The 14200-nt window shown below is 37.5% G+C and carries 9 protein-coding genes; all 9 read right to left on the bottom strand.

Annotated elements, in window-relative coordinates; genetic code table 11:
* Positions 1-15 precede the first annotated feature (15 nt).
* The 9 genes from Q0Q99_RS09500 to ruvA all read right to left on the bottom strand — a co-directional run bounded on the left by Q0Q99_RS09500 (position 16) and on the right by ruvA (position 14196).
* A complete protein-coding gene (locus Q0Q99_RS09500; RefSeq protein ID WP_293894847.1) occupies positions 16-378 on the bottom strand; it encodes a cytochrome C oxidase subunit IV family protein in 363 nt (120 codons plus the stop codon).
* A gap of 20 nt (positions 379-398) precedes the next feature.
* Complete coding sequence (locus tag Q0Q99_RS09495; RefSeq protein WP_293894844.1) at positions 399-1430, bottom strand: cytochrome c oxidase subunit 3; 1032 nt, start codon at positions 1428-1430, stop codon at positions 399-401.
* Between the two features lie 43 nt (positions 1431-1473).
* Entirely contained in the window at positions 1474-2055 is a 582-nt protein-coding gene (locus tag Q0Q99_RS09490) for a cytochrome c oxidase subunit 3 (protein WP_293894841.1), read from the bottom strand.
* 6 nt (positions 2056-2061) lie between these two features.
* Positions 2062-2964 (bottom strand): heme o synthase, encoded by a 903-nt coding sequence (gene cyoE / locus Q0Q99_RS09485; RefSeq protein ID WP_293894838.1) that lies wholly within the window; start codon positions 2962-2964, stop codon positions 2062-2064.
* Between the two features lie 254 nt (positions 2965-3218).
* Positions 3219-5339, bottom strand: a complete 2121-nt coding sequence (locus Q0Q99_RS09480) for a gliding motility protein RemB (protein WP_293894835.1) — start codon at positions 5337-5339, stop codon at positions 3219-3221.
* A gap of 97 nt (positions 5340-5436) precedes the next feature.
* Positions 5437-5835, bottom strand: a complete 399-nt coding sequence (locus tag Q0Q99_RS09475; RefSeq protein ID WP_293894832.1) for a VanZ family protein — start codon at positions 5833-5835, stop codon at positions 5437-5439.
* Entirely contained in the window at positions 5804-6184 is a 381-nt protein-coding gene (gene gcvH, locus Q0Q99_RS09470) for a glycine cleavage system protein GcvH (RefSeq protein WP_293894830.1), read from the bottom strand. The genes Q0Q99_RS09475 and gcvH overlap by 32 nt, the downstream gene beginning before the upstream one ends.
* Positions 6185-6249: 65 nt before the next feature.
* The gene (gene sprA / locus Q0Q99_RS09465; protein ID WP_293894889.1) at positions 6250-13545 is read right to left on the bottom strand and encodes a cell surface protein SprA; all 7296 of its coding nucleotides are present in this window, start codon (positions 13543-13545) and stop codon (positions 6250-6252) included.
* Positions 13546-13614: 69 nt separating this feature from the next.
* The gene (ruvA, locus tag Q0Q99_RS09460; RefSeq protein WP_293894828.1) at positions 13615-14196 is read right to left on the bottom strand and encodes a Holliday junction branch migration protein RuvA; all 582 of its coding nucleotides are present in this window, start codon (positions 14194-14196) and stop codon (positions 13615-13617) included.
* Positions 14197-14200: the final 4 nt, after the last annotated feature.

The following is a 14200-nucleotide window of genomic DNA, read 5'->3' as shown; positions in this document are numbered from 1 at the left end:
TGAATTAATATACCGTTAAAAATTCCACTTAATAGTGGCATTTTTAAAAACCTCGAAAATGTAATCTGCTTCAACAAGAAGTATAAATAATAAATATAATACAAGGAAAATGACAGTCGCAACAACTGACCAGCGCAAACTACTTCTTTCGCCTTCCATGTGCATGAAAGCCCAAACAATGTAGTATGCTTTATAAAGCGTTAATAAGATGAATACCCAGTTTAATAAATTCATGCTTAGGAAATTGTGCATGAATAAAAAGCTCGGCCTTGTAATTCCTAAATACACCTCGACAGTAGTTACAACAGACAAAAGTGCAAAAACCATCCATATTCTTTTTGTATTTGATACGTGCTCGTGTGCGTGGTCGTGTGACATAATATAAATTTTCTAAAAAATTAAACTAAGTAGAAGAATGTAAATACAAATACCCAAACTAAATCGACAAAGTGCCAATAAAGTCCAACTTTTTCTACCATTTCATAGGTTCTTCTTTTCTCGTAGGTTCCTAAAACAACATTTAAGAAAATGATGAAGTTGATAATAACTCCGGAGAATACGTGGAAACCGTGGAAACCTGTAATGAAGAAAAAGAAATCGGCAAACAATTTACTTCCGTATTCGTTGTGCCTTAAGTTTGCGCCTTCAACAACTATAGCACCATTAGCCACCATTATTTCAGATTCAACTCTTGTTAAGATTTCTCTTCTTTTGTTGTGATTTAATCCCGGTTGTAGTTTAGTATTTTTTCTATCTTCTTCGGTGTCTCTATAAATTTTTTCGGTTCTGATTAACAATTCAGGATGCGATTTGAAACCAGCTTGCACTTCGGCAACAGAATAAGTGGTTAAGGATTCTTCGTCCTTCATAAACCATTTCCCTTTGTTTCTTGTTAACTCTTCTCTTTGACCCGGAAGATGAACAGCGAATTTTTCCAGTTTAACTCTTTCGCCTTCTTTGTTTACAAATTGGATGATGCTTCCGCCTTTGGTTTCAACCGCGCCATATTCACCTTTGATGAAGTTCTTCCATTCCCAGGCTTGTGAACCCACGAAGATTAAACCACCCAGAATAGTCAATAGCATATAGAACGCTACTTTCATCTTTTGCATGTGATGACCCGCATCAACCGCTAAAACCATAGTTACAGAAGAAAATATCAATATAAAAGTCATCAATGCCACATAATACATTGGTGCTTCTACACCATGCATAAATGGAAAGTGCGTAAACACTTCGTCGGCAATTGGCCAATTATTGATAAATTTAAATCTTGAAAAACCATACGCAGCAAGAAAACCTGAGAAGGTTAAAGCATCCGATATGATGAAAAACCACATCATCAATTTGCCGTAACTTGCTCCCATTGGCTCGTTTCCGCCACCCCAAGTATTCTCAGTATTATTTCCAGTAGTACCTGTAGATCCCATAAAAGTTATAAGTTAAAAAGTTCCCAAATTTAGATTTTTTTTCTTATTTAAAGAAATATAAAAATAAAAACAAACAAATCCACAAGAAATCAAGAAAGTGCCAATACATCGCACCTAGCTCAATTCCAAGTGTTTGACCTGAATTGTATTTTTGTTTAAAATGATTATAAATTATGATTAGAAGACAAATTAATCCTCCCGCAAGATGTGCCAGGTGAACCGTCGCAATTACGTATATAAACGTGGTGGCAATATTACTCTCGGGACCGGAAAAAAAATACCCGCTATCCATCAATTGTCCAAACCCTTTGAATTGAAAAAACACAAAAGTGATTCCCAATGCTAAGGTCAGTAAAAGAAAATTTGTAGTAGCTGCTCTATTGTCTTTCTGAATGGCTTTTTTGGCCAAATGAAACATAACGCTGCACAAAATAATCGCTAGTGTACTACAGTAAAATGCTGTTGGCAACTGGAAATCCTTCATCCAGTCTTCTCTCGATTTACTTACCACAAAAGCACTCACTATTCCGGCAAACATCATCGTCATGCTTCCCATGGCAAACAATAATAATAATTTTGATGATCTCGCTTTCCTTTCCTTGTGTTCTTGCACAGTCATTGTCATAAGTAACTATCTTAAAAATTTATCAATAATATAAACCAATTGCAGCAAAGATATATAAGAAACACTTACCAGCATTAATGTCCGTGCTGCTTTTGAAGTTCGTTGCTGGTATAATTTCACGGCATAAAAAATCATCCAAAGACCAAGTAAAAATACGATTCCCGCTGCTACTGGTGATAAAAATAATCTTCCCGTATAACCCAAACACGGCAGCATCGAAGCCACTAACAGCCAAATGCAATACAATATCGTCTGCAAAGCGGTTGATGTATCTTTTTTTCCTGTTGGAAGCATAAAGAATCCTGCTTTTTCATAGTCTTCATACAGGAACCAGCCAATGGCCCAAAAATGAGGAAACTGCCAAAAGAATTGTATCAGAAAAAGCGTTCCGGCTTCAATGCCAAAATTATTCGTAGCCGCAACCCATCCCAACATAAACGGAATCGCACCCGGAAAAGCTCCGACAAAAACCGAAAGCGGCGTATATTGCTTTAACGGCGTATAAACACTTGTGTACAGAAAAATAGAAATCGCACCAAACATAGCAGACTTCTGATTGATATTGTACAATAAAATTAATCCGACAATGGTTAATAAACTGGCAATAAACAAGGCTTTGTTTGGAGACATTCTTCCCGAAGCAACCGGACGGTTTTTGGTTCTGTCCATCAAGGCATCAGGGTCTTTTTCGATTACCTGATTGAATGCATTCGAAGCGCCAACCATACAGTAACCTCCAATGGCGAGCATCAACAAAGTTGTAACTTTTAAATCATGGAAATCAACAACACCAAGCAAATAACCCGCAATAGAAGAAAATACCACGCTGACAGCTAAACCGGCCTTCGTGATTTCCTTGAAATCAATCGCAATTTGTTTTATGGAAAATGGAGCAACAGTAGCGTTCATCAGTAGTTTTATTCCGAAGCTTCGGAACTGCCGCAAAGGTACTTTATAGAAAACGATTTGACAAAAAAATATGGAGGATATATTTGGCGATTTTTTATGGTTTCAGGAGCAGATGTTTTGCCTTCTTTCACTAATCCTCCCGCTATCCGCGCTACATGGTAGCCAGCTTCTATCGGGGCTAGAGAGAAGGTTTAGTTTTCTAAACAATGAAAAATACCTGAAGCCACACCGGGCTTCCTCCTTTTAATTTCAAATTAGTAATCAAAATACCAGTTAAAAATATCACATCGTAATCCCACAGAAAACCACGTGGTGCTTTCTTTAATAGCCGTTGCGGTTTCAGTTGCTGGGTTAAAGTCTCTGTAGATAAAGCTCGCAAACAGTTTCATATTGGTTGAAGAATTTACAAGGTAACCCGCTTGAACATCAGCAATGAAGATGCTGGTTTTATTACCCTGCCCAATTTTTACACCCGTATCGAATGGTCTGTTATCGTTATAACTTAAATAGATGTTGCTTCCATAATTAAAAGTGTCGGTGGAGCTGTTAAAATCCAAACCGCGTTCACCAACCGTAACTTTGGCATCCGCAAAATACCTTCCTTTATGATACCGGGCAATAGCAATAAATTCCTTGAAATTCCCGCCCCATTGATGTCCTAAACTTTGGTTGTTGTGTCCATAATTGGTAATTACTTCGCTATGCGAGTATACATAAGGGCGCACATGATTGTATTCAACCTGCAACAATAGATTTTTGACATTGAAAGCATTATAATATTTGGCTCCTAATTGATACCCAAACTTATTTTTCCAGCTTTGGTTTCCAGCTTTTACTGCAGCCAACGAAAATTCATCCAACAAAAACTGTCCGTAAAAATTGATCTGATTGTTCCATTTAACTTTAGTTGTTAAACCCAATAACGCATTACCGGTTCGTGCCGAAGAAGCAAACTCCACTGTACGATAAAATATAATTGGGTTCACAAAACTCATGTCAAAACCACGATTGTTTGTATTGGTCCAAACTACCGATTCAAATAAACCAATATTCCAACGGTTGGTAATATTCAAACTTAAATAATGGCTGGCAGCAAACTTGGTTGCATAGGTTCTTTCTACGGTAGCTTCGGGACGAACATCCTTGAGCCACGTGTAAAGATTGGTATATTTTATTTTCCAGAAAGTAGTATTCAGTTTTAAATACGGATACGGACTCGCGCCATCACCCAATAATAGAGAACGATAGCCATCGCCAATAAAGTTCTTTCCGTAACCCAAATTCAAATTGATGAATTTACTTGGCGTATACGACAAATTGGCTTCCGCCAAAGGAAAATCATAAGCATCAGATTTGAAAGGCTTGGCAATTCCTATTCCCGGAATAATTGCGGGATCACCACCCGCGGGTTTTATGGATTCCGCATAGCGATTGAAATAATCAGCAAATCGCCCCTGGCTTTCATAAATGGTTGTCGTGAAATTTAATTCCTTTCCTAAACCACCATTGAATTGAATTCCCCTTGTATTTATATAAGTATAAGAAGCAACACTTGGATCGCTTTTCCCCACTTGGATATCAAAAATAGGATTGAGTGTAAACCAATAATCCTCACCCTGAATTTCGACTAAATTTTCGTCCCAAATTTTTCTGCCTAACCGAGCCGTTTTCCCTCTTGACAATTTTTGATTTTCATCCTTCAGGTTATAATATTTGGAAACATCCGCATACGAAAAAGGTTTTGAACCAGTATGGTTGTTGGCTCCAACTTTATTCATTTCGTCATCAAACTGCGAATAATAGCTGTGTGAAAACGGAATATTGATATGACTTTGAAACTGTGGATTATCAAATTTTTTATACTTGATGCTGTCTAATTCCGTAAGCTGTTTGTTGTTGGGTTTATAAAGGCCTGAGTTTTTTTCAGCCAAAATATCCGCTTCTTTTTGCGCTTGCAATTCGGCTGCACTTTGTAACGGAATCGCTATTTTAATAGTGTATTTGGCATAAGTTGGACTTCCATTATGTGTTGCCGGAGCTATCTTTGGCATTTGTGAAAAAACGCGTTTACTTTCAGCGACTAACGCTTCCTCAATGGCATCCACATACTGCACTTTAAAGTTTCCTGCATCATTCACTTCAAAAAGTACGATTACGGTTCCTTTATAATTATTTTGTTTGAGTGTTTCGGGTACTTTGAAATTATTGTATACAAAATCCTGCACCTGACCGTAAAAGCAGTTTTCTAATGCCTGAAACTGTAAGTTTTCGCAAGATGGAAAAACAGGAAATCTTTCTGTTGCCCGTTGGGTAACTTGTGCATTAGTCACATGGCTTAAAAAAAGAAGTGCTAAAAATGGTAGTGTTTTTTTCATTTTCTCTAATATAACGATTCAAGATATGATTTTGTAATTATGGGATAAAAGTAAAAAAATTCCCGTCTCGTTTGATAACGAGACGGGACAATCTTTATTATCTAGTTGTTTGTTTTCGCTTTTTAATTAAAACAAGTACTACTAAGGCAATTGTTGCTCCACTAGCATTTGCCAACACATCAAATATATCAGCATGCCGTGTTGTTGTACATGTTTCCTGTAAAATCTCAATCAGAATTCCGTAGCAAAGTGAAATAACAACAATGATGGCTATTTTGTTAAGCCTCATTTTATTTTGCTTCTTCCATGCATACAATCCCCAAAGAATAGTGAACACAAAATGAAGCGCAAAGTGAACATATTTATCAGCTTCTGAAATCCCAAACGATGATATATTAGTGAACTTAAACAGACACAAAACAGCAATTAAAACGGTCCAGCCAATAGCTAAACCTAATAGTGTTTTAAGCACCGATGAGCTGTCTGTAAGTATCACTCGAAAGTAATTCTTCTACTTCTGTAGGGTTTACAATTTTGATTTTCACCATCCAGCCTTTTCCATAAGGATCGGCATTGACATCTTCAGGATTAGATTCTAATTCGTCATTAAATTCAATAATTTCTCCGGATAATGGCAAGAACAAATCTGAAACGGTTTTCACGGCTTCAACGGTTCCGAAAACTTCGTCTTTGTCTAATGTTTGGTCTAAAGTTTCTACTTCAACATACACAATGTCGCCCAATTCTTTTTGTGCAAAATCGGTGATGCCAACAGTTGCCACATCGCCTTCAATTAAAACCCATTCGTGGTCTTTAGTATACTTTAAATTGCTTGGTATATTCATTTGATATTAAAATTTAAACCGTAAAGATACCATTTGATATTGTAATAATTATTGAAAAATACGTGTTAGTTTCCAAAATTATATCGCATGGTAAAACCCGCCCGGATATTCGTTAATGGGAATGATGTAGAAATTACAGGTTTTGAGAATGAATGGTCATAAAAGAAAATCGCCGTCAGGTTTTTGCTAAACGAATAATCTGCAGTTAATTTTGCCGACCAAATATTTTGTCCACCGCCTAACTGATTGTTATCATAATCTAAATAACGCACGATGGTTTTGTTATTTCTATATGAGAAGTCAACTTTTACATTGATGTCACTTTTGATAATTCCTGTTGGATTGTCCGCCAGTTGGGAAGAGAAAATAACATCTTTGAAACGATATCCTACCCCAACAATGAATTCTTTCCCTTGAACTTCTGTCAATAAATTATTGTCAAAACTCATTGATAAGCTTCGGTCTTTTTTAATTTCTGCTAAAATTTTGAAAGCATTTTTCATTTCAAAATCGATACGTATAAGCGGATTGAATTGCTCCACTAAGTTGATGTTGGCAATGATTGTTTTGTTAAAGAAGTTACCATAACCACCATTATCCTGATTTGCTTGGTTAGGGTCATAATCAAGATTGGAACGGAAAGAGTTTATAGTATACGAAGCTCTGTAAGCATGTTGGATTGAGAATCGTTTAAACCTTTCCTTAAAGAATTTATAACGCATCAATCCGCTATATTTGATTGTCCAGTTCGGAATTGGAAAATTCCTGAAAGCACCTAAAGAAATCCCTTTAGCAACATCACCCGCCCCTGTTGTGTATAAACCTGTATAAGCTGCTAAGAAAGACGGAATTAAAACCGCTTGGTTGTTTTTACCAAAACCAATTGGGAAACCAAAGTTATTAGTATAAAAATTGTAACTAGGATCCGTTGGCGCAGGAACAGGATTAGCCGCATCTCCATAAGTTGGATAGCCTGAGCTTCCATAATATTGTGTAGCCAATCTGTTGGCAATTATAATTCTATTTTCCCTAAAATCCTGAAAAGACGAAGAGCTGTTCTCATCGCTTGCTTTAAAAGATGTTTTCAGCATTACTGCAGAAATGGAGAAGTTGCCAAAATTGTATGGCGATTGAGGATGATAGCCCGCATCGTCAGTATAAAATTGCTCTGAAAAATTATTAGCGTAAGTTCTATCCGCATTTAAATCAATTTTAAAGTCTGGAAACAAATCAACATTAGCCGTAAGGTTTAATGTTTTGGTTACAACCTCTGTGTAATTTTGATTGAACTCCGGATAGCTTGTTAACCAACCTCTTTTGGCGGCTTCGTAGCGAACATCATCTTGTCCTCCAAAAACGAAAGATAATGATGGTTTTGAAGAACCAAAAAATCCGAGTCCTGGTAAAAACCCGGGAAGAACCGTTCCTTCATTTTGAGTGTAGTTAACCTGAATGTTTTTAACACTGGTTAAAACCCCTTTCAATCCATCTAAAAAAACACTTGTAGTTTTTGCCGGTTGCGCCTTGACTGCAATAATTTTTTCACCTGGTTTTGGTAAGGTCACAGGCTTTTGTACAGATGGAGCAGGCTTTTTCCCCAGTCCAATAAATTTATAAAAAGTTTCCATGCTGAATGCTGTGTTCAAACGATGGGAAGCCGCATTTTGAATAGTGTTTCCTAAATCATACCCATCAACCGACGACAAGGCTAATGATGATTTTTGCCAGCTATAATTACCGGTATAGGAATAGGTAGATTTTATAAATGCCAGGAACGGAATTTTGTTAATTGGCAATTCATAATTAAGAACAATTTGCTGGTTGTGCTGGTTTGGAGTTCCAATATTCCAAAAGTCTGTCCAAATCGTATTGCTGTTATCCGGAACATTATTTTCATCCAGATAAGTGCGGACAATATTGTGTGTCGATGCTGTAAAATTTAGTTTTAAGGCTTTTGTGATATTATAATTAAATCCATATTGATAGTTGAACATATAGTTTCTTCTGAACAGTGGGTCTAAAGCGATTCCGGCAACATCAACTTGCCTAAACTGTTGTTTGTTGTACTGTCTGATAATGTTGCTGCTAAATGAAATGCTGGCCGGCAGATAGTTGAAGTTGAAATCACTTAGCATTTTCCAATACGAACTTTTCTTAAAGAATTTATTTTTCTTAAACGGTTCAATTGCTTTGTTTTTGAAAGAATATGTGTAATCAACGCTCGTATTTACCTGCTGATCGATATAATTTTCAATTTCGTAATTGTGTTTTTCAACCTGATTATACGAATACGAAAGTGTTAAATTCTCAGGGTCATAAATGTGTTGCTTTTGTTCTGCAGCTCTATCCTTTTTAACACCAATAAAGTTGATGCTCTTTCGTTTTGTGAAATCGATTGCCCTGCTTCTGATATTTTCTCTTTCGGCAGCATCAGTCGTGTTACTGAGCAATTGCTCCAAACGAATATCCTGATTAAACGGATCATACTCCGGCGTAATAGTTTCTTCGCCTACGGCATAGTTAAACGGTAAATTAATTCCCCATTTCTTTGGTAATAATTTCCCCAAACTAAGATTGGAAACAATATTATACTGCTGCATATCTTCTCTACTTCTTTCTTGTGGTCCTTGCTCTAAAGCGCCAAAACCAATGGTGCTCATTCTTCCTGTGCCAGAAAGCGTAGCAAAATCGGCCAAGTTAGTGTCCATGTTTAATACGGCGGCCATTCCGCCTTTGTTGTTCAAATCGGCCAAACGCAATTCGTTAAACCAAACCTCGCCACAAATAGGTGTAGCAGCAGGAGATAAGGCAGTGCCTGTATTGTTTTTAATTCCTACCATTAAAGTTCGAACCAAACCAAAGTTTGGAGTTCCTTTTATTCCTAAACTCAAGTTTGGATCTCCGTCCCCATCAGGAGCGAGGGCTGGATCATTATCAGGATAATAGATGCCATTTTCATCCCGCAATAATGAACCTAAAGGAATACTCAATGCCCTAACTTTCATTTTGGTTAGCAAGGACATATTGAGATTAATCTCATTTTCAGCAGGCCAAATGACATCCGGGTCTGTAGCTCCCGTCGGAGTTACTTTAAGCGGGATTTCAACCTGGTAAAAGTTATTGGTAAAGTCATTTCCGAAACGGATAAACCCCTTCAATTGGTTATCCTGCAATGGTGTTACATCTGTCGGTAATGCTTCAGCGTGCAGGAACATTTTTAGTTTATTGTATTGACGCATGTCAACATCAACATTTTTAAATACCGCTCTTGAGTCGCCTATTTCTAATTCACATGCTCTCAAAGAAAGCGATTGCTCATTTTGATTGATAACCTGTTGTCCGTTGCTAACTTGCTCCAAAATTACTCCCGGAGGCGTTACATAATGAATCGGCACCCTTTGTGAGTTCTCCTGAATATTAACTGACAAAACATCGAAATTTGTATTGTCATCTGTCGGATCAGTATCAGTTATTTGGAATGAATTATCATAACGTCTCCATTCGCCACGAACCAAATCCAAAGCGCCAAAACGCACAGTAATTGGAGATGAAAATCCGGTCATGAACATTCTCATAAAACGAATGGAACGGAAATCAGAAATACTTCCAATAACATTAGTTGGTTGTGTTACAGGAATTTTAAACTGATACCATCTCGCTTGTGTGTCAATTCCATTAGGTGTGCCCGAAACGTTAGTAACAACTTTATCTGTAATAAAGTTTTGTCCTACGGTCATTCCACTACCATCAATATTTCCATAATTCATATCGATTTTATACTCGTAATACGCGTTTGCCGTATTCATTGTATTATCACGATTTATATCCTCAACATCCGGAATCGTTGTTGAGCCTCTGTTACTACCTGCAAGATCCACTGGTGAGTTTCCTTCCACGCCGTTGTAGCTTCTGTAACGGTCAAATATGGTTGATCCTGAAGCGCTTAAAAAGTATTGATAATCGTCCGCTGCGGGATCCGCCAATGCGGCATAACCCCCAATTCCGGGAAGGCTTTGTTCAGCACTATTATTTACACCATCAAAACCAACATCCTGCGCGGCTCTATTGGCACCATCCACATCAAAAGCATAGATAAGCGACTGCGATGACGGAACTTTACCCCAAACTGTTGGGTTGGTTAACGCTTGTGAAGTGCTGTTGTCAGGGAGTCCGTTCTCGTATTGCTTACGTTCATCCTTCAAAACATCTTCTGATATTTCTCCAAGATTAAAATAAATTTGTCCAGAGTTTGCTGAGTTTGCAACAGCTGTCGGGTTTGACGGATCAAAATAAGGATCTAAAACCCAAAATTGGATATATTCTACATTGCTTTGTTCAAAATTGGTAGAATTGATGGCACGCATAATCCCACCAAAGTTATCTTTGGCTTCAGTATCGCTAAATCCGGACGAAAGCGCTTGCGGATTGTAGTTATATGGCCCTCTTTCTTGTGGGTAATACCTTAAATCTAACGTGTTAATAACTGTCGATTGTCCAATAAGTGGGTCGGTGTCAAATAATTCCCGAATAAAAACTCTTCTGGTGTTATTGGCTGAAATTCCGTCCTGACCAATATCTCCGGGTGTTTGCACATACAGCGTTGGGTCAATGCTGTACCAGTTTAGTTTGGCTCTTTTATATCCATAATCCAAACCAACTGCACTTGAACCAAAATCATTGTAATCTGCTGTTGTCGGACGTTTAGGTGTAGAAGATAAACTCCATGACTGCGCCGAACGCATATCAATAGTGGTTTGCGATCCTTCAAAATCATCTACATATACCGTGGGTTCCCCTTCAAACTGATCTGATTTCGAAGCATCCGGTTTCAAAAAGGCAACCTCGCCGCGCAAAGAGAAATTAGAAGGTACATCGGTATCTATATTAGGCAGTTTGTTAACCATTCGGGTTAAAAAAGGAACTTCTGTAGAATAATTGGCATTGAGGCCAAAAATAGTATTGTTAACCGATTCTTGACCATAATTCGATTTAGTTGTAAGCGGTCTTTCGGTCATTTTTATAAACGTAGCACCCAGTAATAATTTATCCGAGAATTTATGTTCTACATTAAATCCCATAAACCTTCGTGTTTGTTGCCCAAAAGTAGAATTGTTTTCTACAGAAACCTGGATTGGCGTATTGGATGCCTGCAACGACGGATCCAGGATTTGAACTCTTCCCGCCTGATAATTTACGCTATAATCAATTCCTTCCTGCAATACTCTTCCTCCAGCCGTAACCACAACTGAACCTCTTGGAACATTATAAGCACCAATCGGAATTCCATCACCGCCGGCAGATTTGTACCTTCCTTTTAATTGGAATTTATTTTTTTCAGCATCCTGCAATGCCGCCGCCTGGGTTTTTATATACATTTCTCTGAAAACATATTTTGCCTGATTGGCATTATAGGTGCTTTCATTGTAATAATCCTCAGCAGGACTTAATCTTAACTTCTCAAACAAAAGCTTGCCAAATGGTTCGACCGTTGTGAAAATAAGGCGTCCATTTTGTTGGTCAACTGTTATTCCCGGCAAGAAATCGAAAAAACCATCACCGCCAAGTTGCGGGTCATTATTATAATTCAGTTTATCGACATTGAAAACTTTTAAGAGCGGAGTTTCCGAAACCTCATTCCCCGGTGGCGTTGTTGGACTCGCAGGAAATGGCGTTCCTGCAACAGGAGTAATATAGTTAATAGGTGATGGATCTGTATATAAGATGTTAAATCTGAAATCTTCCTGTTGTAATTGGTAACCTCCCTGTATCTGATAAATATTTTTCATCATCAGGTTCCAGATTGGTTTCTCCACATTGGTTAAATTGCTCTTTAACATTTTCAGAATCAAACTCTGGGTAGAAACTGATGGATTAGAACTTGTGGCATCTGTAATTACGGTGGAATCAACACCATCTGTACCAAATTCTCCTACCTGATAAACATTGTCGCCAATAGTATATTGATAGGCAACGGCCAATACTTCGTCATTGGCTAAACGCTGTTGCAATGAGATGTAACCCAATTGTGGATTAAGTGTATATTCGTTGGGCGCCAACTTTCTGGCGTTTTCCAACTTAGAATAATCCGTTCCTTCATCAACAGGATTGATATTATTAAAGCCCGCACTTGAGGTTACGATGTCTCTAATGTTTGTATTTAATAATCCTGGATAATTAGGATTAGGCGGAGTAGCCGGAATTATCAATCCCGGATCATATTTATTATTACGGTTATCTGACGGTAAAATCCCTTCATTATCAGGCAGTACTTCCGGATCGGTTACAAAGAAATTTGCTGGCTGAGGATTTATAGCAACCAATCTGGAATCAGGAACATCCGTATAATGTGATTCCCCTAAATCCTGTAGCGCAATAATATTTCTAAGGTTATTGTTGGTAGTGCTCACGCGATTCTGCCTATTGGTTACCCAAACCTCAATCCTTGTAATCTGCACTCTACTTCTAATTACCGGATAATCTCTTAATGCATCATCATATTTATTTCTGAAATACTGGGATAAGAAAAAATGGCGGTCAGCATCGTAATCAAGTGCAAACAATTCAAAATCCTGTATAGTTCCGCCACCTTGCGCTGTAACCGATTTGGTTTGGGATTTTTGTTCAGAGAACACTCCAGTTATCGTCGTTTTTCCGAATTGCAATTGGGCTTTGACCCCAAACAAACTTTGCGCACCTCGAATCAGGGAATTTGAAAGTGGCATACTCACGTTTCCAACTTCTATTTTTTGAATAATATCATCTTCGGTTGGTGCGTATTCTAATTTGATAAGATTTTGGAAAGCAAAAGTTGATTCGGTATCATAATTGGCATTTACGCTCAATCGTGTTCCTACTTTTCCATTTAAACTCATGCTTATTCTTTGGTCAAAATCAAAAGAAGTCTGCGCTCTGTTTCTTGGTGAAAAAGATGGATTATCCTGTTTGGTGTAACGAACTCCCAAATCCATTTCAACGGAACCTGTTGGCTTAACGTCAATCGTATTGGAACCAAAAATAGTTTCAAAGAAACTGGAGTTTACATAATATCTTGGTAACAAATCCTTTTTTGCAGCCTCGCTTCCGTCTTTTTTCCCATCAATTGCATCCGATTTTTTCTTAAAATATTCCCGCATTGATTCGCGAAGCACTAATTCTTCGTATTCTTTTGGCGTTAAAATAATTGGATAATTGATATTAAAGCCATCCATGGTACTGGTATAAATATACCTGTTGGTGGCCGCGTCATACGTATACGCATTGACAATGCTGTTTGGATTTTTTATATCAAGTCTTCCTGTAGAATAACCCGTACTGTCTATCTGAGTTGGATTTACCTGGGAAAAAACTGTTGCACTTAACATCAAAACTAATCCGAAGATCAATTTTTTAACGTTCAATAATGATTTTGTAAAGTATATTGTTTCCAAGAATTATAAATTTTTTAACGCTTGTTTTATTATTGTTTCAACTCCGGCTTCCGGATTTTCCTTGATTATTTTATCCACCACTTTTTCAGCGTTCTTTCTAACATAACCTAAAACCTCTAAAGCAGATAACGATTCTTCTCTACTAATATTGTGTTGGGACATAGAAATTTCGCTTAAATCATAGATTTTTAACACTTTTTCCTTTAAATCCAGGATGACACGCTGGGCAGTTTTACTCCCAATTCCTTTTATGGATTGAATGGTAATAACGTCTGCGCTTGCAATGGCATGAATTATTTGTTTTGGATCTAATGATGACAACATTGTTCTTGCAATGCTGGCTCCAATTCCGGATACAGATAATAGCAATTTAAATAATTCCCGCTCTGATTTTTCCACAAAACCAAACAAAGAATGTGCGTCTTCCTTAATTTGGAGAAATGTAAACAACTTAATAAAATCGGCATTGGGGAGTAAGGAAAAAGTATGCAACGAAATATTAATATGATAACCCACACCATTGCAGTCAATTACGACTTCAGTAGGCGTTTTTTCAATTAATTTTCCTTGAATGTGTGAAATCATTTTT

It is taken from the genome of Flavobacterium sp. (assembly GCF_025352425.1).
Lineage (GTDB): Bacteria > Bacteroidota > Bacteroidia > Flavobacteriales > Flavobacteriaceae > Flavobacterium.
This window is presented reverse-complemented; position numbering and strand designations above follow the sequence as displayed.

What these genes read in the sequence shown, in the direction of transcription:
- gcvH (WP_293894830.1), bottom strand. Translation starts at nt 6,184, where the DNA reads ATGAATATACCAAGCAATTTAAAGTATACTAAAGACCACGAATGGGTT.
- ruvA (WP_293894828.1), bottom strand. Translation starts at nt 14,196, where the DNA reads ATGATTTCACACATTCAAGGAAAATTAATTGAAAAAACGCCTACTGAA.
- sprA (WP_293894889.1), bottom strand. Translation starts at nt 13,545, where the DNA reads ATGTTAAGTGCAACAGTTTTTTCCCAGGTAAATCCAACTCAGATAGAC.
- Q0Q99_RS09495 (WP_293894844.1), bottom strand. Translation starts at nt 1,430, where the DNA reads ATGGGATCTACAGGTACTACTGGAAATAATACTGAGAATACTTGGGGT.
- cyoE (WP_293894838.1), bottom strand. Translation starts at nt 2,964, where the DNA reads ATGAACGCTACTGTTGCTCCATTTTCCATAAAACAAATTGCGATTGAT.
- Q0Q99_RS09500 (WP_293894847.1), bottom strand. Translation starts at nt 378, where the DNA reads ATGTCACACGACCACGCACACGAGCACGTATCAAATACAAAAAGAATA.
- Q0Q99_RS09490 (WP_293894841.1), bottom strand. Translation starts at nt 2,055, where the DNA reads ATGACAATGACTGTGCAAGAACACAAGGAAAGGAAAGCGAGATCATCA.
- Q0Q99_RS09480 (WP_293894835.1), bottom strand. Translation starts at nt 5,339, where the DNA reads ATGAAAAAAACACTACCATTTTTAGCACTTCTTTTTTTAAGCCATGTG.